The sequence below is a fragment of the Ureibacillus sp. FSL W8-0352 genome, assembly GCF_038004345.1.
Classification (GTDB): domain Bacteria; phylum Bacillota; class Bacilli; order Bacillales_A; family Planococcaceae; genus Ureibacillus; species Ureibacillus thermosphaericus.
On record NZ_JBBOQT010000001.1, the window covers coordinates 2,895,666 to 2,921,406 of the forward strand.

Consider the following 25,741-nt stretch of genomic DNA (forward strand, 5'->3'; position numbering starts at 1 on the left):
GTGTTCATAATGGTGATTTCAAAGATGGAAATGGAAAGGAAATCTTGGACTACAAGAGTCGAAGCGAAAAAGAAAACCATCGAAAGCGTCCAAGGTCTTGTTGACGGAGTGATTATTCCGACCAAGCGTATTGTGGAAGTATTGGAGCGGTTAATAAAACCTGGCGATCGAGTTGTACTGGAAGGAAATAACCAAAAACAAGCTTCGTTTTTATCGAAATCTTTAGTGCAAGTAGATCCGAAAAAAGTTCACGATTTGCACATGATTATTTCCAGCATTTCAAGACCAGAACATTTAGATTTATTTGAATACGGAATTGCTAGAAAAATAGATTTTTCCTATGCGGGTCCACAAAGCCTTCGCATCGCTCAAATGATAGAAGATGGAAAAATTGAATTAGGCGACTTGCATACGTATATCGAGCTTTATGGGCGATTGTTTGTAGACTTAATTCCGCAAGTGGCTCTCGTTGCGGCAGATAAGGCAGATCCATACGGGAATCTTTATACTGGCCCAAATACAGAAGAAACGCCCACATTAGTAGAAGCTACTGCGTTCCATGACGGCATTGTCATTGTGCAAGTAAACGAAATAGTCGATGAGTTGCCTCGAGTTGATATTCCAAGTTCATGGGTGGATTTTGTTGTAGTGGCAGATGAGCCTTATGAGTTGGAACCGTTATTTACGAGAGATCCAAGACACATCACAGATATTCAAATTTTACAAGCGATGATGATTATTCGCGGCATTTACGAAAAACATGGGGTTAAATCGTTAAACCATGGCATCGGTTTTAATACAGCCGCTGTAGAATTGCTGTTGCCAACGTACGGTGAATCATTAGGGTTAAAAGGAAAGATTTGTACGAACTGGGTTCTAAATCCGCACCCGACATTAATTCCAGCGATTGAGTCTGGATGGGTAGAGAGCGTCTATTGTTTCGGCGGCGAGTTAGGAATGGAAAAATATATTGAAGCAAGAAGAGATATTTTCTTCACTGGAAAAGATGGCAGTCTTCGCTCAAACCGAACTTTAGCCCAACTAGCTGGCCAATATGCAGTGGATTTATTTATTGGCTCCACTTTGCAAATGGATGCTTTAGGAAATTCATCCACTGTAACGAGAGGGCGAGTGGCCGGCTATGGTGGAGCACCGAATATGGGGCATAACCCTGGTGGACGAAGACACGCAACAGATGCTTGGTATAATCTCAAAACTTCTGATGATCCGCTGGCAAGAGGCAAAAAGTTAGTCGTGCAAGTGGCTGAAACATTCCAAGAAGCAAACAAGCCAGTATTTGTTGAATCTCTTGATGCTATTCATGTGAAAGATCAGGCAAAGCTACGAGTGGCGCCAGTGATGATTTATGGAGAAGACGTAACACATATTGTGACGGAGGAAGGAATTGCTTACCTTTACAAATCAGATAGTATGGCTGAAAGACGAGAAATGATTGCGGCGATTGCAGGGGTAACACCGATTGGTATGGAGCATAATCCGAAATCAACTGAAAAATTGCGAGAGAAAGGGCTTATTGCAATGCCTGAAGACTTAGGAATTCGCCGTTCTGATGCCAAACGTTCATTGCTTGCCGCTAAAAATATTGATGAACTCGTGCAATGGTCAGGAGGATTGTACAACCCACCAGCTAGATTCCGCAGTTGGTAAGGAGAGGGGGAGACAAGTGATCGATGCATACCAATTATCATCCACATTAGCAGAATTAGCAGTTGCCTCACTCATTGAGGAAGTCTCGCTAACTCCTAAACCTGGGCTTGTGGACCGAAATGACCAAGGTTCACATGATGATTTAACGTATCACATGATGATTGAGTCAGCGCAAAGTTTACGAGAAACCTTTTATCAAATGGCCTTTGAGTCATATGGTGAAAAGCCTTCTCAATATTTGCGGGAAAGAATCGGTGAGATTGGTAGACAAGGCGAAATGAGGATGTTTCAAGTGACAAAGGGCGTCAACACCCATAAAGGAGCCATTTGGTCGCTTGGATTAATAACAGCCGCAGCAGCCATCCATTGCGGAGCGTGCGATGAAGAAACCCTTTGTTTTACTGCGGGAGAAATTGCGCGATACGAAGATCGATTTATTCCCTTTCAACGAACTAATGGCATGAAGGCGATTCAAAAATATGGAGTTTTGGGTGCGAAGGCAGAGGCACAACTGGCTTTTCCCCACATTCGCCATTACAGTTTGCCGGAATTTAAGTCATCGTTACAACGTTATAATTATGAAATTGCAAAGTTCAGAGCGTTACTAGCGCTAATGGCAAATTTAGATGATACGTGCCTATTGCACCGTGGCGGAATGGAAGGTTTAATATTTGCCAAACGGTACGCCAAGAAAGTTCTGAATAATGGGAATTTAGAAGAACTGGAAGATATGAATGAGCAATTTGTGAAGCGGCACTTATCGCCAGGAGGGAGCGCTGACTTACTAGCCGCTACCATTTATATCTATAAAATTTGTCAAACGCAATATGCACATCAAATGGAAGTTGTCACAACCACTTAAAAAAGGGGAGAGGTAGAGTGGAGAAGTTCACATATTCATTTCCAGCGACAAAGAAAATTACAAATCGAGCCCATGTTGGCGTTGTCGGATCAGGCGATTTGGAAGTGCTTGTGGAACCGACTGATGATAATCAAGCAGTATTTGAAATTCGTACTGGGATTACGGGCTTCCAAGATACGTGGAAAAAAGTCATCGAGCGTTTTGTCAGCCTAAATGATGTTTCAGCCCGCATTACGATTAACGATTTCGGGGCAACGCCGGGAATCGTTTCCCTTCGTTTGGCACAAGCAGTGGAGGTGAGTGGAAATGGTAAAGGTTATGACGAATAGTTTAGTAGAAAGTTTAGCGCGGGAAAGAGCATTCCAGCTACTGGACCAAGGAAGCGCTTATGAAATATTAGGCCCTTTTGATCGATTTGGGTCTCCGCACTTGGAAAAACAAAACATCGTACCACAATTTGATGATGGCATGATTATTGTCAAAGGAAAACTGAATGGCAATGATGCCGTCGTGATTTCCATTGAAGGAAAATTCCAAGGCGGCGGAATTGGAGAAGTGTCGGGAGCTAAATTCGCAGGTACATTGGAAAAAATCTTAAAAGAATGCAAGAAGGGCAATAGAATATATCCTATTATCATTTACGATACAGGTGGAGTGCGTTTGCAAGAAGCAAATTACGGCTTGCTCTCTATTGCAGAAATTAGTGCGGCCATCGTGGAATTGCGCGAGTATGTGCCTGTTGTCGGCATCATTCCAGGAAAAATCGGATCTTTTGGTGGAATGTCGTTAACAGCAGGATTATGCAGTGCATTGATTATGACGCGTGAAGGCCGTTTAGGAATGAATGGACCGGAAGTCATCCAGCAAGAAGCGGGAATTCGAGAACTGGATTCCAGAAACAATCCATTGATATGGAAAATGATTGGTGGAGCAGCTCGTAAAGAAGCTGGATTGATTGATATTTTAGTAGAAGATGATGTACAAAACTTTAAAGAAGCGATTTTGAGCGTTTGGAACGGAGAAATTGAATTCAAAAATAGAACAAAACAAATTGATCATTATTTATCCTTATATAAATCTTGTACATTAGAAGAAAGAATATTGCCAGAAGTCGCAAGGGAATTGTTAGCGACAGACACAGAAATCCAAGATACAGAATTGCCAGTTCCAACAGAAGTTGTAGAAAGCACAGGAAGAAAGTGGTTCAACTTATTGACGAAAGGCAGACCATCCATTAGTGAAGTTCCATCGGTATTAGTAGCAGATACAACGATAAATGGCATTAAAGCGCGAGTCATTGCGGTTGTGCCAAATCCAGAAAACATTTATTACCGTGCTCGTAAAGGGGAAGTTGGTTTATTAGAAGGATGGACCATTGCGAAGTATGTACAGCAGGCGATTGATGAGGACTGCGATGCGGCCGAAAAACGACTAATTATTCCAATTGTCGATGTACCAAGCCAAGCCTTTGGTTATCATGAAGAATTACTCGGCCTTTATTTGGCTTGTTCTGCAGCAATCGATGCCTATGCGACAGCGAGACTTGCTGGGCATCCAATTGTGACGGCGATTGTTGGAAATGCGATTTCTGGAGCTTTCCTATCCCACGGCATGCAAGGGAATCGCTTAATTGCTTTAAATGATGATAGCGTCAACGTCCATGTAATGTCGAAAAAATCAGCGGCAATCATCACGATGCGTTCCATCGAAGAACTGGATGAAGCAGCAAAGGAAGTTCCGGCGATGGCTTATGATATCCAATCATTCCAAAAGCTTGGAGCACTCTATCAATTGCTGGATGGGGTAAATGCGCAAAATCCAAATGATGATGACAAAAAGGTGTTAATGGATGCTATTATCGAAGCATATCACGACATTCAAAAGCACAATGATCGAGATTTATCTTGCCGATTAACATCTGAAATAGCTAAAAAAGGCGGCAGAGCAGCTTCTATTAAAGTAAGAGAGATGATAGAGGCACAATGGAAATAAAGGTACATGATATTGTGAAATTTGAAAGCATTGATGTTCTCGAAAAAACAACTCCAATTCCAGATTGGGTGTTTAACGCACCTGCAGCGAAAAGCTTTGGAGTAGTCAGAAGAATGCCCATTATGGAGGATATGGTTCCAATCGGTTTACGCGGCAATACAAGAGAACAACGCTTCGGAACGTTTATTCATAAAAGCCGTATTGTAGAAGTGATGACGCCTATTGAGTTAGTGGATCGAATTGAAGGATATACCAATGAAATACATCTTCCCACTTTGAAAAAAATAAAAGAGGATTTTGAACAATTCAACTTACTATGGGGGCCGACTGGAAGCGTCGGATTTGAGCTCGCAACGGGTATTTCGGTGACGACAGAAAGAAGCGATATTGACGTATGCATTTATATGGATGTAATAGATAGGGAATTGCTAGTAGAAGTAGGGAAGTTTTTAAAAACGTTGGAGCGAAGAGTCGACGTACAGGTTGAACTGGCTTCTGTCGGTGCGTTTTTATTACATGACTTTTTAAAACACGAAATATTAGGGTTTGTGGTAAGAACGCCATTTGGTCCTCAATTATGCACGACAGTAGAAAACCAAATTCGATTACTTGTAAATCAATAAAAGAGATGCGAAGGCGTCTCTTTTTTTATTGCAACTCAATCGCTTCACAAAATGGGATAATAGGGTCACAATAAGAGAAAAGGCATGTTGGTATAAGCGTAAATGCAAGAAAAAAATAGGAATGGAAATAATCAAACAGGAGACATGTGATGGAATACTATAAATTTTTAAGACAGTATGTTGGGACAAAACCGTTAATTTTACCGGGATCGGTAGTGATCATCTGCAACGAAAAAGGAGAAGTGCTGTTGCAAAAACGGCCAGAAGGTAGATGGGGGCTTCCAGGAGGATTAATGGAGCTGGGGGAAAGCTTTGAAGAAGTGGCGGAGCGGGAAGTGCGAGAAGAAATCGGTTTGGAAATCCGAAACTTAAAACTCCTTCACGTTTTCTCGGGGAAGGAATTTTACACCAAAACCCCAAACGGCGATGAGTTTTATAGCGTCACAGCGGTATTTTATACGAACGAATTCGAAGGAACCCTGCAATGCCAACCCTCCGAAACCCTCGAAGTCCGCTTCTTTAAACGCAACAACTTGCCGGAAAACATGGTGGGGAGTCATAGGAGGTTTGTTCAGTTACTTGTAAAATCTTTACAGAAAAAAGTATGATAAGCTTTTGCTATTTAATTAAAAACTATTAAATCATCTAAGGACTCGACAACCTTAAAGAACGTCAAGAAAAGGCGTTCTTTTTTAGTGTGCTCGGCATGGAAGTTTGAAATGTTTATTAAAAACAAAATTTATTTTTCTTAAAAAAGTGAAAAAAGTAATTATAAAACATAAAATATCTGATTCTCAATAACTTTACTCGTACTATAATCCAATAGTATAATTTAATGATATTGGGTTAGTATTTAGACATTTGATACTAACTTCAAGGAGATGAAATTAATGGATAATCTACAACCATTTTTAAAATGGGCTGGTGGTAAAAGGCAATTATTACCTGAAATTAGAAAATACTACCCAAAAAAATATAATACTTATTATGAACCTTTTGTTGGTGCTGGTGCGGTACTATTTGATTTAAAGCCGGCAAACGCGGTTATTAACGATACGAATAAAGAATTGATTAATGTTTATAAAGTGATTAAAGATAGTATAAAATTAGAAGAATTGATTAATGATTTAAAAAAATATAAGAATGATTCAGATTATTATTATGAAATAAGAAATTTAGATAGGGAAGATACTTATAAAAGTCTAGAAGATTATAAAAAAGCAAGTCGTTTCATTTATTTAAATAAAACTTGTTTTAATGGATTATATCGAGTGAATAGTAAGGGACAATTCAATGTTCCCTTTGGAAAATATAAAAACCCAGATTATGTTAACGAAGCAGTTTTAAGAGCAGTACACGAATTTTTAAACCAAAATAATATAAAAATTTTTAATCTGGATTTTGAAGAGGTAGTGGAAGACGCAACATACGGAGACTTTGTATATTTTGACCCACCTTATCATCCTGTTTCAAAAACTTCTTCTTTTACTTCTTATACTGATAACGGTTTTGGTAAAGAAGACCAAGAAAGACTTAGAGATACTTTTGAAAGACTTTATAACAAAGGGTGTTATGTATTATTAAGTAACTCTGACACTGAATTTATCCGCGAAATTTACTCTGATCTGAAAAGCGAGGGGGTAACTATTTTAGAAGTTGATGCAAGTAGAAGTATAAATTCGAAAGCAGACAAAAGAGGGAAAGTGAAGGAGGTCCTGATCATAGGAGATGGGACAAAAAAAAACAAAGAACGACAAGGCGTGGGAGAAACTATTTCAAAAATACAATATACTCGATGAAATTGAGAAAAATGGATTTTATGAAATACTTGCTGATCAAATCCGTGAATATAGGGAACCACGATTAATGTGTAAATTTGATCATAAAAATAATTTACCTGATATATTTGAGAAAAATAATTTAAATATCCTTCCCTTATCAACAAGATCCTATATAATTGGAGATTTTAAATTATTTGAAGAGATTAAATATGATGACAAACAAATACCAAAGCAAATGAGTATCCCTGCCTACATTGAAAGTGTTAAACCGACTGATTTATATAGCGAAGCTTCTGCTTTGCACTGCGCGTACATTACAGGAATGATAGACGATTTTATTGGCGAGAAATCTATCTATACTGTCAGTGGTAGAATGGGATCTGGTGATTTTCATTACAACGTTTTAAGTAGTGTAGGAGCTGTTAGACAAATTAATGTGAGTGGTGCTCAGATCGAAATTGATGGAGGTTATGAAAGTCACTCAAGCTTTGTCATAATAGAAGCAAAAAAACAGAAAGTTGAAAATTTTAACATCCGTCAATTGTATTATCCATATCGAGTATGGAAAGAAAGAGTAAAAAAAGTGATTAGACCGATCTTCTTTACAATTTCCAACGATATCTTTTACTTTTTTGAATTTAAATTTGAAGATGAAAATACTTTTAACTCCATTTCTTTTACTAGACAGAAAAGCTATATAGTAAATTATGAGAAAATTACACAACAAGATGTGGATTATGTAGTTAAAAGAGCAACAAAGTTTGTACCAGAGCCGGAAGTACCATTCCCTCAAGCAGATGACTTTACAAAAGTTATAGATTTACTGACTTATCTATATGAGCGGGATATGACAAAAGATGATATCGCAGAACAACTAGATTTCGATAAAAGGCAATCTGATTACTATTACAATAGTTGTCTATATTTGGGATTAGCTAATAAGTATACGAATGAAGAAGGAACATTTGCTACATTAAATGACAAAGGACGAGAAATTGTACAACTTCCCTATAGACAAAAACGTTTAGCACTAGCGGAATTGATTCTTCAACATGAGATATTTAAAGAAATTTACGATAAAACAGTAGCAGATGGTAGGCTAAGTACAGACTTTATTGTTAGCCGTATGAAACATCATAAATTATATAATATTAATTCAGAAACAACTTTTCGAAGACGTGCCTCAACAATCCGAGGTTGGGTTAAGTGGATTATGAAATTACCAAACGAATAAGTTTCCGATATTATTTATTTGAGCTAGTTAAAATTAACTAGTTCTTTTTTTGTCTTTTAATAGAACGTATGTTCCTATTTGTGTTATAATGAGAAAAAATGAATAAGGGGTGAATGTATTGGTAAATATAATAAGTTTGCCTACAAAAATCAAAAACCTATTCATTGGAGAACAAAGTGCAGTTTATTTAGACAATGTTATTGAGTCTAAGAAAGTAGAAGGGGCCCCATTTGTTAAATGGGTGGGAGGAAAATCAAGAGTAGTAGGAACGATTCTAAAAATTGTATCAAAACATATTAATTTGAATGAAATTGAACATTATATTGAGCCTTTTGTTGGCGGAGGTGCCATGTTTTTTTATTTAGCTAACCATTATAGGTTTAAGTCGTATACTATAATAGATATTAATTTAGATCTGATTAATACTTATAGAGCAATAAAACAGAATCCAATAACATTAGTAAAAGAAATGGATAAAATCCAAAATAAATATAATAATTTCTTTAATTTGGAAGATAAGGAGTTATTTTATTACGAAATACGAGATAAATACAACAAATATGATAAAGAAAAACTATATGAATATATAGACTTTACACGGGCCGCTCAGTTTATTTTTTTAAATAAGTCAGGTTTTAATGGACTATATCGAGTAAATAAAACAGGTGATTACAATGTTCCGTTTGGTAAAAAAGAAGTTATAAAAATTTATAATGACAAAAATATTTTAAAAGTATATGAAATACTACAAAAAACAAATATAGTTCATGGAGATTATAGAGTATCACTTGATTATTTACTAAAGAATACATTTGTATATTTTGATCCCCCCTACAGGCCGATTACAAATACATCTTCATTTACTGCTTATGACAATAATGGTTTTAATGATAATGACCAAATTGCTTTAGCTCAATTTTGTATACAACTTTATATTCAAGGAATTCATTTTGCACTAAGTAACTCTGATCCACATAATACCAATCCATTAGATAATTTTTTTGATGAACTATATAGGGATTTCATTATTTATCGAATAAATACATCGAGACAAATTGCTGCAGAATCTAAAAGTAGGGGTAGAGTAACAGAAATTTTGGTTATAGGTTAATCAAATAAAAAAATAACAAAAATGAAAAGTAATTACTTAAATTAGAAATAGATATAATTCAAATTGTTAACGGTCTTTAGTGTTCGAAACTCTGGGAACATGTAGACCGTTTTTATTTTGCCATAAATATAAAAGATTATTGGTAATTGCTAAATTGTACTATTTTAATTGGGGAAATTACATCAAGTTAGAAGCAAATAATATTATTCTAAAAATATATATAAGACTATTGTATGTTTTAATGTTACAATTATTTACAATAATGTAGGTCAATGATGAGAAGTATAAATATTTATTGGAAAATCCTTATGTTTATTTAATTACTCTAGTATAGGGAAGGTGTTAAGAGTTGAAAGAATTACTATTGCAGTTATTACACGCCCAATCAGAGGAAGAAGTAAAAGACTTTATTGAAAATTCTCCTATTCTTTCAAATCCGAGTAATTGGCTACCTTATGGGGGAACCACTGGAAATTACTCATCTTTTGAAAATCAGCAATCCACATCTATGGGAGCACTGGTAGAAAAGTTTACTAATTCCATAGATGCAATTCTAACAAGAAAGTGCTTAGAAAAGGGAATTGATCCTTCTAGTGATAAAGCTCCAAAATCGATGGAAGAAGCGGTAAAAACATTATTTACTCCAGATGAATTAAAAAACACTAGAGTACATGTATATACTGATGGTTCAAAAAATAATGTTAACGTCATTACCGTAGATGATGGTGAAGGCCAGTACCCAGATAACTTTGAAAAAACTCTTTTATCTCTTCAAAGAGGAAATAAAAATAGTATTCACTTTGTGCAAGGGAAGTTTAACATGGGTTCCACTGGGGCGGTAGTATTTTGCGGTAAACATAAATATCAATTAATTGTTTCAAGAAGACATACAGGCATTGACCCAAATAGCAAAGAAGTTGGATTTACCCTTGTTCGAAAACATGAACGAAATGAAGAAGAATTAAATAAATTTAAAAATACTTGGTACGAATATTTTGTAGTCGACGGAAAAATAGCTCGCTTTACCTTAGAAGAAAATGAAACAATTGAAGTGATAAAAGGAATTAGAGAATCTAGCTTTAAACACGGTACAATTATTAAAATGTATAACTATGATTTGCCTTCAAAGTCTCAATCTTTCCAAGGTCTTAAAGAAGAAATCAACAGACTCTTATATTTTCCGGCATTCCCGATTAATGTATATGAAACAAGAAAAGATTATGAAGTGGTAAAGAATAGAAAAAAAGGATACGTCATGAATACCGCTTACGGTGCTGGAACAATTCTTAAAAAGAAAGTGGAGGAAGATGGGGAAAACTCAAAAGAAAAGAGAAAAATAACACCTATATATGAATCAATTAATAATGAATTAAGAGATACGATATTTGGAAAAGCTCTAATAGATATTTATTTATTTGAAAATAAAAAAGATATAGAAGACGTTAGAGGAAAAACGCCAGTTGTGTTTCTCATGAACGGTCAAGTTCAATATTCATTAAATACTACATACATATCAAAAGATTTAGGATTTAAGTTGATAAAAGATACATTATTAGTGACTATTGATTGTACAAATTTATCTAGGTCTTTTTTAGATGAAGGTTTCTTTATGGCAAATAGGGAAACTATTCGTAAAACAGAACATAGTAAATATTTTATTGATAAAGTTACATCTTTCTTAAAAGAAAATCCAGAACTAGATAAGTTGAATCGAGAAAGAGCAACAAAACAAGTATCAGGTTCTAGTACGAAAAAATTATTTGAAAGTTTATTAGGAAAAAACGCTCAAAATAGTAATTAGTAGTTCTACTCTTGTCTTTAATTGTTCCCTCGTTTCACCTGTTACCCGTAAAACAAAAGAACAAGCAAACCCTGGATAACCTGTTTGCGTGAAGTAGTTTTCCATTCTAATTGTTCCTTGTTCAGACAGCGACACGCCTGAATCAACCATTTGTCCGCCTTTAAAAACCTCATTCTTTTGGTCTTGAATTTCAAGTTTTGTGTTCGTCAATCGTTTTTTCACTAATTCATTCGGCTCATGGTCAACCCGAATAGAAACAGTGATTGGGAAAGGCATTTGGGTTTTAATATGATAAAGCCATTCGAATCCTGGATGGTAGTGTATATCACCCATATCTGATATAACTAAGTGTTGCACATATAATTGTTCAATTTCGTTATTATCGTTGATACGACTAATCATTAATTCTTTAGGTGAGATTTCATCAATATTTGCATTTTGTAAATCAATAAATTGTTTTTCGTTTACACGCACCGCTTTGTATTTTCTTCCCTTATTGTCTACTCCTTCGACAACGTTTCCAAATTGAATATTCGGCCTTAACTTAATATCTGAATTGTTATTGCGTGTGCTAAAGAGTTTTTCACTGATATACACAAGTTCATGAGTTTTAGCTTTTTCCACCTTTGAGGAAAACGCTTGTGAAAGAGTAGCTTCAATCGTCATAGCTTGATTTCGATAAGCCTCTATTTCGCTTTCTAAAATGTCATTCGGATACAACCCCATCGCTTGATAAACAGGTGAATTAAATCCATTGATAAATTCTTTGAAAGAAGTAATCATGCTAATGCCGAGATTGCCCGAAACGTATTTATTTTTCTTTTTATCTAATTGAATACCTATATAATCATGATATTCGCTGGATTCGCTCAAACTCTTTTCTTTTTCTAATACTTGTCGAACTTTATTCATGTAAATTATTCCGTTTTCTTTCAACGGATAATTTTTCAATTTCATTTCTTTAATTGTACGTTCAATGATTCGACCAACGTCAGTCGGATGAGGAACAGACAAGTAATGCAAATCTAATCCAATGTTAGAAAGAAAAGCTAATTGTTGGCGAAAAGGGAACATTTTTTCATCGCCATCTAAGAAGTCGTAGTTAAATCCTTCAATTTTATAGTAAGCCCATACCTTTCCGTCATGCCCGAAAACCAAATTTCCATCAATATGCTTTACAGGAAAACCAATTTTCATTTTTTATCATCCTTTCTTCCGTGTTTTTTTCATGCGTGAACGGTATCGTATAGCCATTCTTAAATATTGAATCCTTGAAGGCTGATCCTTCGATTTTTCTGTCTTTGGAATTTTTTTTTGTTGCGAGATATGTAAGTGAGATTGCTTCGTTTTCTGTGGTTTTGGATTACTTACTGCTTTTTCCTTTACAGAATGAACTTCTTCCATTTCATCTGCTGTATTGCTTGTATCAGTTATAACAGTGTGTATTGGTTCTGATATAGGGTTTACACCTGATATAGCATTTGTGCGTTCAGACATATCGTTTATATCTTCTATATTCTCTACAACTTGCGTATTCGTTGTAACTTCTATATCATCTATATCTTTCGTAAGTGGTTCTTTAATTTCTTGCACTTCGGATATATCGGATATAGTTTTTACCGTATTGTTTGGTTCTTCTTGATTCGTGAATTCTGTTGATTCAGTTGAGGGAATGAACACGTTTGACTTTTCATTTTCAGTTAGCTTGTCCTCATGGCTGGAAACCCGTTCTTTTTCTTCCTTATTTTCTTGTATAACGCCTTCAAAAGCATTATCTAGGAGTAAAGATTCACTCTCCATTAAAGGCTCTCTAAACGTAAAATAATTGCGAAATTGATAGTTTGTATTTTTTGGATTTTTTCTTCCACGATATAAAGTAGATTTATCAATCCATTTTCGCTTTTGATAAGCAAAGAAAGACCTAAAGAAAAAGATTGGTGAGCGACCTTCTGTACCAACGTCAGCAAGTAGCCAACCGAGAAGCATTGGAATGATAACTAAGATTGCGAAAGGCAACCAATTTATCAAATTGCCGATGATTGGCAGTTTATAAATAATGAATTCAAGAACCCCAAAGAAAATTGCATATAAGGCCATTTTGGCACTTAATGGTCTACCGAGTTTTAACCCGAAAATTTGATAAATCTTTCTTTCGAATTTGAGGAAGTTATTGAGTACAAATAAAGGAACACGATTCATTTTTCATCACCACCAATTAGTTTAAAAAAGAAAGAGATTAACAAATGTTAACCTCTCTCTTTAATGCTCAATATTTAATTACCTCCACCCATGCCGAGTTTTTCTGCTAACCATGAAGCCAGTGAAGTAATTGCTTGATCGTTTACAATGAATATACCTAAAATTGCTAATCCAAGTACAACTCCAATCATTGCCATCCAAGCTCGTTTATATGCTGTTACAAAAAGTAGAATAATCAAAATAATAGCAAGAGCAATTTCCACTTGATCAAAAAACCATACTTTAAATCCTTCGAGTGTTAAATCCATATCTTCATGCCACTCCTTTCCTTATAAAAAAAGACATATATCTTAACAGTAACACGGTATTTATCTGTTGAAGTCTAAAAAAAGTCCAAAATAAAAGAAAGTGCTTAAAACGTAAAGCACTTTCTTATAAACCTAAATCACCAATAATGCTTTTCACCTGATCCACGCAAGTTCTATCAGAGCGACGGAATTCATGCACACGCACTTTTGTACGATTGATTTCTAATTTTGCTAGTTTTTCTACTTGTTCGTTTGTCATGTGAATTACGTGAATTTGTGATGGAGATACGTTCATCATATCGGATCTTTCAGCAACTTGTTCTACAATCCAAGCATCATCTTTTGGTGTACCGAATAAATAATGCTTGAACGTGAATGTTTGGTCGAACTCAAATGAAATGTCGCTAAGCCCCATGTTTTTGTAGACGATGTGGTTTTTATAAGTGTTGCCTGGATGAAGTTTAGAAGTTGAATCAATTGGTAAGTAGTAGCGTTGTAATCTATCAAGTTTAGATGAATCTGTATCTACTGCATTATCACGATAAGTTTGTCCTGTTGTTTGTTCATAAATAGTTTTAAGTTTTGATTCGCCTTGACTAATGTATGAAGTCGGACTTGGAATTGGTCTATTGTTGATAATGTTTTGTTTAACTCCTTGTGCGTATGGAACTCCAACAATTAATCCTGTATGCTCGGACATTAAGAACAAGTCTGTTGTGAAATCCACTCTGTAAGAACGTTTGTCACTTACAAGTCCATTATTTTGCATAACGGATTGTTGTAACGGGAACATATAATCATAAGATTTATATTCTGTTGTATTGCGATAATCGCTCTTTAAGCTGTCGTCAACATCAGCAGGGAAGTAATGTCCATAACTCCATTCTTTACGCAATGGACTGTATGAAGATTGACGATGTTTACCTGATGGTACTTCAACTTGATAATCTAAAGCACCTTGTAAAATCGGTAAATGAGATTGTGTTTTCAAGTCAAATCTTGTTGGAATGTTATTGTCAGAAGCCCGTCGCCATTCTTCATAGTACGTTTTAGATGTTTTGCTTGTGCCACTCCATGAGTCTTTTCTTCCAACAATAAATTTTGATCTTAGTACATCGTCTAATTTATTTCCTTTTACAACTTCCCCTTGTCGATGATCCACAGGCATAGAACTTGAAATTCTGAATGTTTGAACTGCTCGCCAATCTGGACTGCTATCCCACACATACGATTTACAGCCGAATTCGTCATACGCTCTACATACCCAGCCAATTTCCTTATTCGTATATTCGTAAGAGAATGAATATGATAGATTTTTGTTTCTTACGCTCTGTGCATTCATGTTAAAGTCAATCGAACCATCAGTATTTTTTGTTACCGTTTTGCTACCTAAGCTAACAGTATGTCTAATATTTCGTACACCAACGTGTTGCTCGTATGGAACTCTATATTGACTGTGGACTGCTACTTCACTTTCACCGTTCGGATTAGTACGTTCTAATTCCCAATAAGTTTCTCCGTATGTGCTACCTTTCGGCCCGTTATCATACCAAGTTAAGTTAATCGTTGATTTAACAAAGAATTCGTTGTTGTTATACCAATAAGCTAATTCGCCGGGATAACTACATTTTTTATAACCACTATTCCAATATCTTGTATCTACAGCATAAACGCTATAACGCCCTCTTGTATAACCATAATTTAGGTTATGTCTACCAATAGGTGTGTTCGGATTTAGATATTTTGCTGGTACTTCTGTTGTTGGATCATAGGTAAACATCGCATTATTGGCTACTGCTAGATTATAAAGTTCTTGTCCGTATCTTTTGATAATTGAATCTCTTAATTTTGTAGCTGGGTGTGATACATGGCTATCTACTGTGTAATGTGTTCCTCTTAATTCCCAATCGGATACAGTTATCCATTCTCCTTTACTATCTTTTATTTCTGTAAACATACATTGATATACCCCTGCACTCCACCCTGAACGAGTAGGATAATTTTTTCCTTCTGATCTTACCATGTCAAAAATGACATATGGATCTGTTGGTTCAACACCGTATCTTCCATTTTCATCTTCACCGACTGAATCTGGAAATCTTACTGATAATGTAATGGTATCAACTATTGGGCTGGCTGCATGAGCGACATTCACATCTGTCAAAAATGAGCTAAGCAGAAGTGTGCCAGCAAAGGCTGTTGACACTACTTTCTGCCAAAACTTCTTCAAATAACACCACTCCTTTATTCTTTTTTGAATAACCTTTTTAACGCTACATTGTAATCACCCCTTTCAAATGGCTGTTTTGTTTGTCTGATTTGAAAGCAAAAAGAAAAAGACCTTTCATAACGAAAAGTCTTTTTCCTGTTAGTGCGCCTGGCATGGGTGTAATCTATAGGGTGTAAGTCCCGAACTGTGAAGGCAGAAGTAACAGTTAGCTTAACGCAAGGGTGTCCGTGGTGACGCGGAATCTGAAGGAAGCGAGCGGCAAACTTCCGGTCTGAGGAACACGAACTTCATATAAGGCTAGGTATCATTGGATGAGTTTGCTAAACAAAACAAAGTCCTTTCTGCCAAAGGTGGTACAGAGTAAATGAAGCAGATAGATGGAAGGAAAGATTACATTCTTACCCGGGGAGGTCTGGCGGATATGTGAAGTACGCTTCATAACCTACTTAGTGATAAGTAGCTGAACCGTCAGAAGTCAGCAGAGGTCATAGTATTAGTTGGTTTAGAACTACTAAGAAGGACCGAACAATTAAGAGAGAATAGCCCTTGGCATTCAGTGAGTCATGATGAACACAGAAAACGTAGTACCTCACTTGAGGAAGGAAGCGGTGAATCCCGTGGGAGACCTCTTGGAGGGTGGAGTGACCACTGGCATAAAGAGAACAGCTATTCACGGAAGTTATAAAGACTTGCGTCAATCATCTTAATTGAACCGCCGTATACGGAACCGTACGTACGGTGGTGTGAGAGGACGGGAGTTAATCGCTCCCTCCTACTCGATTCATATTGTATGATTTCGAACAGCCGAAACTACTACTAAAAAATTTTGATAATCAAAATATAATACGAAAGTATTTCCTTTATAAACTTTACCTGTATCAATTGCCCAATTGATTGCATTTACAAATTCCTCATAGGTTGTTCCCGCATGTTCTGCACTTAAACGAAGTTTATCTTCAAATGTAAATGAAGAATCATAAATAGCAGAAGTTTTATCAATAGTGAATGAAGAAACATAACCATATCCTTTTTCAGCTATAACTTTTTGCATTTCTTCATTGTTTTTTCTTTCATGCTCCCCAGCCACATACCCAGCAGGTTTTGGAACTTTATCTTTCTGAGTTGATTTTAAGTCGCTATATTTCACTGTTGGAGTAGATGGGTTCTTAGGTGTATCTTCTTTTGGTTTGTTTGGTTGTTGTTCTTTAGACGGTGGAATTGGCTGTGGATTAAAGTTTGGATCAAGATTCATTGCTCGATACATGAATACAGCATAGTGCGCTCTTGTTAAGGATTCATTTACTCGGTAAGTGTAATTTTCGAAACCTGTTGTCACTCCGTTAGAATAAAGAGCCTTGATATATTCCTCATAACCTGTACCTACAACATCATCAAAGATATAGTCAGCTTTTACTTTCAAGTCGAATACTTTTGTTAAGATTTTTGCCATATCGCCACGAGTTAAAGGTTTTGATGGATTGATGTTTCCGTTTTTATCCGTATCAAACAATCCAGCTTCCATTAACAATTTAATTTCTTGATAGTATGGATTTTTTGTCGTTAAGTCTTTTGGCTGAACAAACTCTCTTACTTTTTCAAGTTCAATTCCATTGACTTTCATAGCACGAACAATTAAAACAGCAGCGTGTTGACGGCTTAAAGTAACATTCGGTCTGAAAGTTCCATCTTCATAACCATGAATAATGCCTTTTTCTTTCATTTCTTTGATAATGTCTAAGTAAACATAGCTTGATGAAAGGTCTTTGAATGGAACTTTCACTTGAGTAGTTTGAGTTGTTTGTGCGTACACATGATTGGAAACCGTATTATATGGTGTTACAGCAGTTAGCGTTGGAAACGCAATTGCAGTTGCTAAAGTTACAGCTAAGATTTTTTTCTTATTCATATAAAATTCCCCCTAATTTTTGTATTTTTTAATTTCCTTTTCCTTTATTGCCTTTAATATACAACGACCTTAATGAAGTTGCAAGAAATTACATGTTGTTTTATAATACTTATTGAAGATTACAGAACAGGAGTGTAATAGTAATGGAAAAAGAAAAGAACAAGAATAGGGGATTAAAAAACAGAACCCCTTTCTCAAGTACGTTAGACAACAATCTCTATCAAAAGCTACAACTTATTAATAAAGAAACAAAAGTGCCAATCAGCAAATTATTAGATGAAGCTATTGAGTTATTAATAAAAAAACGAGAACATTAATCATTCTCGTTTTTTTGTGTGCGCCTGGCATGGATGTAATCTATAGGGTGCAAGTCCCGAGCCGTGAAGGCAGAAGTAACGGTTAGCTTAACGCAAGGGTGTCTGTGGTGACGCGGAATCTGAAGGAAGCGAGCGGCAAACTTCCGGTCTGAGGAACACGAACTTCATACAAGGCTAGGTATCATTGGATGAGTTTGCACAACAAAACAAAGTCCTTTCTGCCGAAGGTGATACAGAGTAAATGAAGCAGATAGATGGAAGGAAAGATTACATTCTTACCCAGGGAGGTCTGATGGATACGTGAAGTACACTTCATAACCTACTTAGTGATAAGTAGCTGAACCATCAGAAGTCAGCAGAGGTCATAGTATTAGTTGGTCTAGAACAACTGAGAAGGACCGAACAATTAAGAGAGAATAGCCCTTGGCATTCAGTGAGTCATGATGAACACAGAAAACGTAGTACCTCACTTGAGGAAGGAAGCGGTGAATCCCGTGGGGGACCTCTTGGAGGGTGGAGTGACCACTGGCATAAAGAGAACAGCTATTCACGGAAGGAGAATAACGATGCTTTTGAATCAAATCCTGTCACGGGAGAACATGCTTCAAGCACTAAAACGTGTAGAACAGAATAAAGGAAGCCACGGAGTAGATATGATGCCCGTACAAAATCTACGACAGCACATAGTTGAAAATTGGCTATCGATTAAAGAAGCAATTCTCAAGGGAACTTATGAACCGATGCCAGTCCGCAGAGTCGAAATCCCGAAACCTGATGGCGGTGTTCGTTTACTAGGAATCCCTACCGTAACAGACCGTTTGATTCAACAAGCAATCGCCCAAGTACTTTCAAAAGTGTACGACCCTACATTCTCTGAAAACAGCTACGGATTTCGACCAAACCGAAGTGCTCATGATGCGGCGAGGAAAGCGAAAGAATATATAAGAGATGGATATCGATGGGTTGTAGATATGGACTTGGAGAAATTCTTTGATAAGGTCAACCATGACAGATTAATGGGTACACTCGCGAAGAGAATCCAAGATAAACCATTACTGAAATTGATTCGTAAGTATTTACAATCGGGCGTCATGATTAATGGTGTGGTGTCAAGCACATTAGAAGGAACTCCACAAGGAGGACCATTAAGTCCGCTACTATCTAACATTGTACTAGATGAACTAGATAAAGAATTGGAAAGAAGAGGACACAAATTCGTTCGATATGCGGATGACTGTAACATTTACGTGAAAAGTAAACGAGCAGGACTTCGCACAATGGCAAGTATCCAGCGATTTATTGAAGGAAAACTACGACTGAAAGTAAATGAAAAGAAATCAGCGGTCGACCGTCCATGGAAACGTAAGTTTCTAGGATTTAGCTTTACCTATCATAAAGAGCCAAAGGTTCGTATCGCAAAAGAAAGCCTTAAACGAATGAAGAATAAAGTTCGTGAAATCACATCACGCAAGATGCCCTACCCGATGGAATACCGCATTCAGAAACTGAATCAATATCTAATGGGATGGTGTGGATATTTTGCGTTAGCAGACACCAAATCTATATTCCCTGAATTAGATAAATGGATTCGTAGAAGACTTCGAATGTGTCTATGGAAGAACTGGAAGAAACCGAAAACAAAGATACGCAACCTTATTCAACTTGGCGTACCACAATGGCAAGCGTATGAATGGGGAAATACTCGGAAGAGTTATTGGCGTATTTCAAAAAGTCCAATATTACACAGAACCCTTGGTAACTCCTATTGGAGAAACCAAGGGCTGAAAAGTCTTGAAGCTCGTTATGAAAACTTGCGTCAATTATCTTAATTGAACCGCCGTATACGGAACCGTACGTACGGTGGTGTGAGAGGACGGGAGTTAATCGCTCCCTCCTACTCGATTTGTTTTCAATTGTATCATCGGCTTCGTTTTTGATTATTTTATCTATATATTGTTTATCGTTAAAACTTCTAACTAAATACCCTTGTTGTGAGTGAACAATAACCAATGTGTAATTAGATAAGAATTCCATATCTGTTTGTGGATCTCTTAATAACACTTCTGCTACGACCACTTTTTCCTGATTATTTCTTCCCTTGTATAAATCAAAACTCTTAATTTTCTCGAAGGTTAATGATTGTTCTAAACCTTTCGCTGTATTTTGATTTTCAAATAAATGAGTTAACTTCATAATTCTCACCCCTTGATTTTCAAGGGATTCAAGACAATAAAAAATGGGTACCTCCCCAAATTTCGTTATAATGGTAAGTAACCAAACAAACCATACGAAAGAGGTGAGTACCCTATGACTATTGTAAAACAAATTTCTCTTTTTGACATCCATCAATTATTAGAAATGGAAAGTTCCCATCGTTATGATGCCATTTTTAGTGTGATTGACATTCAACCTATTTTTCAATTGTTTTCTAAAAAGACATTGAAAGGTGCACCACGTGAATTGAATTATGGTGCAATGATTCAATCGCTGATTATACGTATTGTCGAACGTATTCCAACTATCAAGGATTTAGTCAAACGTTTGGTTCATGATCCTTTATTTCGTTTCGACTGTGGATTCCTTGTGTCTGATGTCGTACCATCTGAAAGCTCTTATTCACGCATGATTCAAGTCATTAGTGAATCAGATGTGCTAGATAAAATGAACGATACACTCATCAAAACAGCGATGTTGGAAGGCTTTCTAAATGATGAACATGTCGCCATCGATGCGAGTCACTTTGAAGCTCGTGATGCTTTCACACCATCAGAAAAGAAAGCACCTAAAACTCCTAAAAAACGTGGTCGTAAAACTAAAGCTGAACGAGCTGTTTGGTTAGCCGAACAAGTAGAGAAAAAAGGAAATCAATCAACCTATGAAAAAGAACTGAAAGAACAGCTGGATATCCCATTAGAAACCCTTTGGAAGGATGTACCGATTGAGCCAAAATGGGGTGTGAAAAAGAATAGTAAAGGAAAAAATACATTCTGGTTTGGTTATAAAGCCCATTTATCTGTTTCGACGAAAAGTCAATATATCATCACGCGTTTGATGTCCTCAGGTAATTTAAGTGATTGTAAAGCTGCGATTCCATTATTGAAAAAACTTCATCACTTCGGAAACGGTCAATTTACAATCGCTATATTTGATGCTGGTTATGATGTTGAACCTACTTACCGTCAAGCCGTATCCCAGTCCATGCGAGTCGTGATTCCTTACAACGTTCGCCGAGAAGGAGAATATATAGGATTCGATGAACATTTTCGCCCAACCTGTGTGCGTGAACATAGTTACCAATATGACAGCTTTGACGCTAAGTACAATACATTAAAATTCACACGTCCAAAGGAATGTGCAACTTGCCCATTACGAGAAGACACCCTTTGCCAAAAAGTTTTCAAAATCAAATGTGATATAGATATCCGTAAATTTACCTATCCAGCACGTGGGACAGAACGATGGAAACTGCTTTATCAAGAACGTACAGCAGTCGAACGCGTTAACGCTTATTTAAAGGAATACTTTCAATTAAACAATGTCCGTCATCGTACAGGAAAGAAAGCAAAAATGCATTTCAATCTGGTGACGTTAATTTATAATACCTGCAAACTAGCTGTTGAAGAATCAATGCTTTATTACAGCAACAAAACCAAGTTGCATAATTTTAAAAAAAAACAAAGTTTTTAGTATAGGGGTACTCTATACTTCAGAAATACTATGATTTATGAAATTGATTCATATAATAAAATTGTTTTTTTAAATTGCTCAACGATACTGACAGATATACATTACTATCATCACTATATGTTAAGTTAAAATTTATTCATTGTATTTCTTTAAAGTGCTATTAACAAAATCCTCGATTTTTGTCGAAAAATTATTGATTTTCGAGTATTATCAAACCATAGCAGTATTTTGTACGTGGTAGAAGTGCTGTTATATCAAAGCATGGGAAATGCGTACACTGAGTAGTGTTTGCTACTTTAGGGGAGGGAAAGAAATGTCTAGTAAACTAGAAATCCAAAAACTATATGAACAATGGATTGAAGCATGGAATCGACGGGACGCAGAAGGCATGGCTGCTTTGTTTGGGGAAGAAGGGGTACAGATTGGATTTGATGGAAGTATGGCGATTGGCCAGGAAGCAATCCTCTCGCATTTAGCGCCTATTTTTGAAAGTCATCCAACGGCTCCTTATGTAACGAAGGTGAAGGATATTCGTTTTTTAGGAAGCGATATTGCCTTCTTACGTGCGATTGCTGGGATGGTCCCGCCTGGAGAATCGGATATTGAACCTTCCGTCAATGCTCATCATACAGTTGTAGCGGTGAGAAAAGACGATCACTGGTTTATTGAATTGTTTCAAAATACACCTGCTCAGTTCCATGGAAGACCTGAACTTGTCGAAGCCATGACAATAGAGTTGCGGGAACTACTTTCGTAATTTGTTCGCTATGGGTATTTAGGCAACCAACGTTTTGTTGATTGCCTTATTTTTATTTACTTTTGAAACAATGTTCCGTACATATCCTGTAATTCTTTTGCGCTATTTTGCCATTGAACAGGTTCGCGATTCCCCATTTGGACTAGTATATTTAGCATCGATAGCTGTTTATGGGTAATGTCATGATGCCTCCTTGTTCCACATCATCTAATGAATTAAATCCACTATTTCACGTGAAGAAAATTGTTTTGGCTATTCTAACGCTAGCGATATAGGTCGTTCTTTCCCATCATCAAAGTGTATCATCCCACCAACTTTACATTCCATTTCTCCTGTTGCAAAAAGAGTGTAGCATTCAAGGGCGGTTAAAAGATCAAATCATTTCTTTTTGGAAAAAGCGTTATACCGACCGTTTACTTCATCCGTATTCAATTATCTTCTCAATACTCCACACAGCTTCTAGAAGATACGCACGAAAAAATTACGAATGATTGGAATTTCTGTAAACAGAGTTCTATTTCCTGTGGAAAATAATACATTGGGGGTAAGAGGGGAGGGATTGTTTTGTCAACGCATCAAAAAGAAGAACTCATCTTATTATTAAAAGCATTTAGTGCTGCATTTGTTGCGACATTTGTGCACATGTTTACGGTCAATGTGCTGAATGTTCATCCGTGGGTTTTATTATTGTGTATTGGTGCAGTGCTGTTTGTGGTGTTTGTAAAGTTTGTCCCGAAACTAACTCCCTTTGCGATTACCTACTTTATAACATCCGTCGTCTGGACGGTCGTGTATTTCTAAAGTGTTAGTAGTGGGGGAAATGGAACGTTGAAAATTGTTGTCTGCTTAGTGATTACAAACGTTGCCATTTTCCTCACAATTTCCATGACAAAGTGCCTTTCTCTCCTTTAAACGACTTTTGCATAAGTCCATTCCCATAAATCCTCATTTAACCTCAATTCTTTATTTTGAATGTAACCTTTATTGAAGAAGCCCTCGTATTCATTGTTTGCACAAGTGCCCAATTTAAGTCCCCAAGACTCTTATTAATTAAGGGGATGGATCTTAAACCAATCCTCAACAAACTCTTTCCATCGTCAGTCCCGCGACATTTCTGAAAAAATAATATTTTCCCCATTCGAAAGTTATATTGAGGAAAATATTTAATTATCATGTAATAAAATAAATCAAGAAGGCTGTAGTGGGCCGGACAATCTTTTAGAAAAGGTGACTTATGCATGCTTTCCATTAATCCAAAAGAAATAAGTGAAAGAGAGAATTATACTTTACTTACTGGTATGATTATTCCTCGACCGATTGCCTTTGTTACGACGATGTCCACTGAAGGCGTTGTCAATGGAGCACCTTTTAGCTATTTTAATATCGTTTCAGCCAACCCACCGATGCTTTCGATTTCTGTACAACGAAAAGATGGAAAAATGAAAGACACTGCTCGAAATATTTACAATACGCAGGAATTTGTTGTGCATGTTGCGGATCATGAAAATATAGAAAAATTTAATTTGGCATCGGCAAACTTACCAAGTGATAAAAGTGAACTGGAATATGCAAAATTAACTCCAGTAGAAAGTGAAATGGTAAGTGTTCCGGGAGTAGAAGAAGCGAAAGTGCGATTGGAATGTAAACTGGTAAAAGGGATTCCTTTAGGGGGCATCAATGGTGAAGGGCCGAGCTGCGATTTATTTATAGGTGAAATTGTGCTCGTGCATTTAGATGAAAAAATCTATGACCATTCATATATTAAAACAAGAGAACTCAATCCTATCAGCCGATTAGCAGGTCCGAAATATGCTACGATAGGCAATATATTTTTAATCGAAAGGCCGAAGTAATACAATATGAAAATGTATAGTTTCATCTTGGTTTTCTGACAATAACAGAAGTGAGCGTCTCATGTTGAGACCCTTTTTTTATCCTTCAAAGGAGAGAATGGAATGGATTTTAAACAATCTGTAGATCCTGATGTATTGGAACTCGTATGGAATAACTCCAATGATGCCTTATTTACTGTTGATTATGATGGGAAAGTGTTAATGGCAAACCCTGCTTTCGCAAAGATTCTTGGGTGTGCGGAGGAAGATTGGCAAGTTCCTAATCATTTACTTGTTTTTCAGGAGCAAGACCAAGAAGAATTTCAACAACTATTGAATACTTTAAAAAGCGGAAAAAATGTTCCCTATTATATGACGAAAAGAAAACGAAAAGATGGAAAAGTATTAGATATTTTAGCTTCCTATGGTGCAGTAAATGAAGGCAATGTCCTTGCGGTTGGTACGTATAAAGATTTTACAGAGCAAATGGAAATTCGACGGAAACTCGAATCGAATCAAGAAAGTTACCGCAATTTATTGGAGTTTTTTCCATATGCGGTTTTTATGATAAAAGATGATGCTGTCATCTACATCAATCAAACTGGCATGGACCTGATTGGCGCTCGTTCCAAAAAAGACGTATTAGGTATGTCTGTATGGCAATTGATTCATACGGAGCAACAGTTTTCGATTAGAAAGTTATTAATAGAAGGAATTCAAACAACAGTACTCGAGAAAATGAAGCGGGTCGATGGGGAAGTTTTGTGGGCGGAAATTACAATGATGCGTGTGTTTTTTGAAGGGCAATATGTGAATCAGCTTGTAGTGAGAGACGTAACCGAGAAGAAACACTATGAGGAACAGTTAAAATATTTTGCGTACCACGATCCGTTAACAGGACTGACGAACCGGCGTTATTTTACAAAAGAAATGAAAAAAGTCGTAGAAGAAGCAAGAAGAAATAATGGCATGTTCGGTGTTATGTTTATCGATATGGATGATTTCAAAAAGGTGAATGATACTCTCGGCCATGAAGTAGGGGACCAATTATTAATAAAATTTGCCGATCGGTTGAAAAAGAATGTGTGTGAAGGAGATGTCCTTTGCCGCATTGGTGGCGACGAATTTCTGATTTTAATTAAAAATATCCGTGGAAAACAAACCCTTGTTGAAATTGCAACGAGGTTACAAAAAGCCTTTCAAGTTCCTTATCAAATAGAGGATCAATCGATAGTCGTCACTTCGAGCATCGGTATTGCCATCTTCCCTCAAGACGGCATTGATGTAAAGACGCTTATATCCAATTCTGATCAAGCTTTATATGAAGCAAAAAAATATCGAAAAGGATTTGTATTCTATAAAGAGTAGAAGAAATGGTATGAGTATAAGATGATGTGCCCGGTATAAGGTCAAAATAAAAAGGAAGAAGCGTA

23 protein-coding genes are annotated in these 25,741 nt (G+C 36.5%); 18 read left to right on the forward strand and 5 right to left on the reverse strand.

Annotation, left to right across the window (positions count from 1 at the left end):
• Positions 1 to 9: 9 nt before the first annotated feature.
• From mdcA to NST98_RS14690, 10 genes are all read left to right on the forward strand, one after another.
• A complete protein-coding gene (gene mdcA, locus NST98_RS14645; protein ID WP_340715409.1) occupies positions 10 to 1,668 on the forward strand; it encodes a malonate decarboxylase subunit alpha in 1,659 nt (552 codons plus the stop codon).
• A 16-nt stretch (positions 1,669 to 1,684) separates the two neighbouring features.
• The gene (locus tag NST98_RS14650; RefSeq protein ID WP_016838818.1) at positions 1,685 to 2,530 is read left to right on the forward strand and encodes a triphosphoribosyl-dephospho-CoA synthase; all 846 of its coding nucleotides are present in this window, start codon (positions 1,685 to 1,687) and stop codon (positions 2,528 to 2,530) included.
• Between the two features lie 17 nt (positions 2,531 to 2,547).
• Positions 2,548 to 2,859: a malonate decarboxylase subunit delta gene (locus NST98_RS14655; protein WP_016838819.1), complete on the forward strand. Its 312-nt coding sequence runs from the start codon at positions 2,548 to 2,550 to the stop codon at positions 2,857 to 2,859.
• Positions 2,837 to 4,522: a biotin-independent malonate decarboxylase subunit beta gene (gene mdcD, locus NST98_RS14660; protein WP_340715410.1), complete on the forward strand. Its 1,686-nt coding sequence runs from the start codon at positions 2,837 to 2,839 to the stop codon at positions 4,520 to 4,522. The genes NST98_RS14655 and mdcD overlap by 23 nt, the downstream gene beginning before the upstream one ends.
• A gap of 14 nt (positions 4,523 to 4,536) precedes the next feature.
• Positions 4,537 to 5,145 carry a malonate decarboxylase holo-ACP synthase gene (locus tag NST98_RS14665; RefSeq protein ID WP_340715411.1) on the forward strand — a complete coding sequence of 203 codons (609 nt, stop codon included), beginning with the start codon at positions 4,537 to 4,539 and terminating at the stop codon, positions 5,143 to 5,145.
• A gap of 149 nt (positions 5,146 to 5,294) precedes the next feature.
• Positions 5,295 to 5,753, forward strand: coding sequence for an NUDIX hydrolase (locus tag NST98_RS14670; RefSeq protein WP_340715412.1), 459 nt, complete (start codon positions 5,295 to 5,297; stop codon positions 5,751 to 5,753).
• A gap of 282 nt (positions 5,754 to 6,035) precedes the next feature.
• The gene (locus NST98_RS14675; RefSeq protein WP_340715413.1) at positions 6,036 to 6,944 is read left to right on the forward strand and encodes a DNA adenine methylase; all 909 of its coding nucleotides are present in this window, start codon (positions 6,036 to 6,038) and stop codon (positions 6,942 to 6,944) included.
• Positions 6,874 to 8,160, forward strand: a complete 1,287-nt coding sequence (locus NST98_RS14680) for a type II restriction enzyme (RefSeq protein WP_340715414.1) — start codon at positions 6,874 to 6,876, stop codon at positions 8,158 to 8,160. The genes NST98_RS14675 and NST98_RS14680 overlap by 71 nt, the downstream gene beginning before the upstream one ends.
• Before the next feature lie 109 nt (positions 8,161 to 8,269).
• The gene (locus tag NST98_RS14685; protein ID WP_340715415.1) at positions 8,270 to 9,271 is read left to right on the forward strand and encodes a DNA adenine methylase; all 1,002 of its coding nucleotides are present in this window, start codon (positions 8,270 to 8,272) and stop codon (positions 9,269 to 9,271) included.
• 349 nt (positions 9,272 to 9,620) lie between these two features.
• Positions 9,621 to 11,072, forward strand: a complete 1,452-nt coding sequence (locus NST98_RS14690; RefSeq protein ID WP_340715416.1) for a hypothetical protein — start codon at positions 9,621 to 9,623, stop codon at positions 11,070 to 11,072.
• Here NST98_RS14690 and NST98_RS14695 read toward each other — a convergent pair.
• The 4 genes from NST98_RS14695 to NST98_RS14710 all read right to left on the reverse strand — a co-directional run bounded on the left by NST98_RS14695 (position 11,043) and on the right by NST98_RS14710 (position 15,809).
• Positions 11,043 to 12,269 carry a hypothetical protein gene (locus NST98_RS14695; protein WP_340715417.1) on the reverse strand — a complete coding sequence of 409 codons (1,227 nt, stop codon included), beginning with the start codon at positions 12,267 to 12,269 and terminating at the stop codon, positions 11,043 to 11,045. The genes NST98_RS14690 and NST98_RS14695 overlap by 30 nt on opposite strands.
• 6 nt (positions 12,270 to 12,275) lie before the next feature.
• On the reverse strand, positions 12,276 to 13,271 hold the full coding sequence (locus tag NST98_RS14700; protein WP_340715418.1) for a TcpE family conjugal transfer membrane protein: 996 nt from the start codon (positions 13,269 to 13,271) through the stop codon (positions 12,276 to 12,278).
• A gap of 74 nt (positions 13,272 to 13,345) precedes the next feature.
• Positions 13,346 to 13,579, reverse strand: coding sequence for a hypothetical protein (locus NST98_RS14705; protein WP_340715419.1), 234 nt, complete (start codon positions 13,577 to 13,579; stop codon positions 13,346 to 13,348).
• Positions 13,580 to 13,703: 124 nt separating this feature from the next.
• Complete coding sequence (locus tag NST98_RS14710) at positions 13,704 to 15,809, reverse strand: hypothetical protein (protein WP_340715420.1); 2,106 nt, start codon at positions 15,807 to 15,809, stop codon at positions 13,704 to 13,706.
• A gap of 563 nt (positions 15,810 to 16,372) precedes the next feature.
• Here NST98_RS14710 and NST98_RS14715 point away from each other — a divergent pair.
• Positions 16,373 to 16,516: a hypothetical protein gene (locus NST98_RS14715; protein WP_172597779.1), complete on the forward strand. Its 144-nt coding sequence runs from the start codon at positions 16,373 to 16,375 to the stop codon at positions 16,514 to 16,516.
• A gap of 74 nt (positions 16,517 to 16,590) precedes the next feature.
• On the opposite strand, the gene NST98_RS14720 is transcribed toward NST98_RS14715, so the two are convergent.
• On the reverse strand, positions 16,591 to 17,715 hold the full coding sequence (locus tag NST98_RS14720; protein ID WP_340715421.1) for an S-layer homology domain-containing protein: 1,125 nt from the start codon (positions 17,713 to 17,715) through the stop codon (positions 16,591 to 16,593).
• A gap of 143 nt (positions 17,716 to 17,858) precedes the next feature.
• On the opposite strand from NST98_RS14720, the gene NST98_RS14725 reads away from it, so the two are divergent.
• The 7 genes from NST98_RS14725 to NST98_RS14755 all read left to right on the forward strand — a co-directional run bounded on the left by NST98_RS14725 (position 17,859) and on the right by NST98_RS14755 (position 25,676).
• Positions 17,859 to 18,032, forward strand: coding sequence for a ribbon-helix-helix domain-containing protein (locus NST98_RS14725; RefSeq protein ID WP_340715422.1), 174 nt, complete (start codon positions 17,859 to 17,861; stop codon positions 18,030 to 18,032).
• 566 nt (positions 18,033 to 18,598) lie between these two features.
• Complete coding sequence (gene ltrA / locus NST98_RS14730; RefSeq protein ID WP_340715687.1) at positions 18,599 to 19,861, forward strand: group II intron reverse transcriptase/maturase; 1,263 nt, start codon at positions 18,599 to 18,601, stop codon at positions 19,859 to 19,861.
• A gap of 478 nt (positions 19,862 to 20,339) precedes the next feature.
• Positions 20,340 to 21,719, forward strand: coding sequence for a transposase (locus NST98_RS14735; RefSeq protein ID WP_340715423.1), 1,380 nt, complete (start codon positions 20,340 to 20,342; stop codon positions 21,717 to 21,719).
• A 313-nt stretch (positions 21,720 to 22,032) separates the two neighbouring features.
• The gene (locus NST98_RS14740; protein ID WP_016837417.1) at positions 22,033 to 22,476 is read left to right on the forward strand and encodes an SgcJ/EcaC family oxidoreductase; all 444 of its coding nucleotides are present in this window, start codon (positions 22,033 to 22,035) and stop codon (positions 22,474 to 22,476) included.
• 564 nt (positions 22,477 to 23,040) lie between these two features.
• Complete coding sequence (locus tag NST98_RS14745; protein WP_016837414.1) at positions 23,041 to 23,277, forward strand: hypothetical protein; 237 nt, start codon at positions 23,041 to 23,043, stop codon at positions 23,275 to 23,277.
• Between the two features lie 437 nt (positions 23,278 to 23,714).
• On the forward strand, positions 23,715 to 24,329 hold the full coding sequence (locus NST98_RS14750; protein ID WP_016837412.1) for a flavin reductase family protein: 615 nt from the start codon (positions 23,715 to 23,717) through the stop codon (positions 24,327 to 24,329).
• 102 nt (positions 24,330 to 24,431) lie between these two features.
• Positions 24,432 to 25,676: a sensor domain-containing diguanylate cyclase gene (locus NST98_RS14755; protein WP_340715424.1), complete on the forward strand. Its 1,245-nt coding sequence runs from the start codon at positions 24,432 to 24,434 to the stop codon at positions 25,674 to 25,676.
• The last annotated feature ends 65 nt before the right edge of the window (positions 25,677 to 25,741 follow it).

Bases quoted from the DNA above. Each gene is read 5' to 3' on its own strand.
- NST98_RS14755 (WP_340715424.1), top strand. From the start codon at position 24,432: ATGGATTTTAAACAATCTGTAGATCCTGATGTATTGGAACTCGTATGG.
- NST98_RS14705 (WP_340715419.1), bottom strand. From the start codon at position 13,579: ATGGATTTAACACTCGAAGGATTTAAAGTATGGTTTTTTGATCAAGTG.
- mdcD (WP_340715410.1), top strand. From the start codon at position 2,837: ATGGTAAAGGTTATGACGAATAGTTTAGTAGAAAGTTTAGCGCGGGAA.
- NST98_RS14725 (WP_340715422.1), top strand. From the start codon at position 17,859: ATGGAAAAAGAAAAGAACAAGAATAGGGGATTAAAAAACAGAACCCCT.
- NST98_RS14735 (WP_340715423.1), top strand. From the start codon at position 20,340: ATGACTATTGTAAAACAAATTTCTCTTTTTGACATCCATCAATTATTA.
- NST98_RS14700 (WP_340715418.1), bottom strand. From the start codon at position 13,271: ATGAATCGTGTTCCTTTATTTGTACTCAATAACTTCCTCAAATTCGAA.
- NST98_RS14695 (WP_340715417.1), bottom strand. From the start codon at position 12,269: ATGAAAATTGGTTTTCCTGTAAAGCATATTGATGGAAATTTGGTTTTC.
- NST98_RS14720 (WP_340715421.1), bottom strand. From the start codon at position 17,715: ATGAATAAGAAAAAAATCTTAGCTGTAACTTTAGCAACTGCAATTGCG.
- NST98_RS14740 (WP_016837417.1), top strand. From the start codon at position 22,033: ATGTCTAGTAAACTAGAAATCCAAAAACTATATGAACAATGGATTGAA.
- NST98_RS14715 (WP_172597779.1), top strand. From the start codon at position 16,373: ATGATGAACACAGAAAACGTAGTACCTCACTTGAGGAAGGAAGCGGTG.
- NST98_RS14750 (WP_016837412.1), top strand. From the start codon at position 23,715: ATGCTTTCCATTAATCCAAAAGAAATAAGTGAAAGAGAGAATTATACT.
- NST98_RS14680 (WP_340715414.1), top strand. From the start codon at position 6,874: ATGGGACAAAAAAAAACAAAGAACGACAAGGCGTGGGAGAAACTATTT.
- mdcA (WP_340715409.1), top strand. From the start codon at position 10: ATGGTGATTTCAAAGATGGAAATGGAAAGGAAATCTTGGACTACAAGA.
- NST98_RS14675 (WP_340715413.1), top strand. From the start codon at position 6,036: ATGGATAATCTACAACCATTTTTAAAATGGGCTGGTGGTAAAAGGCAA.
- NST98_RS14670 (WP_340715412.1), top strand. From the start codon at position 5,295: ATGGAATACTATAAATTTTTAAGACAGTATGTTGGGACAAAACCGTTA.
- ltrA (WP_340715687.1), top strand. From the start codon at position 18,599: ATGCTTTTGAATCAAATCCTGTCACGGGAGAACATGCTTCAAGCACTA.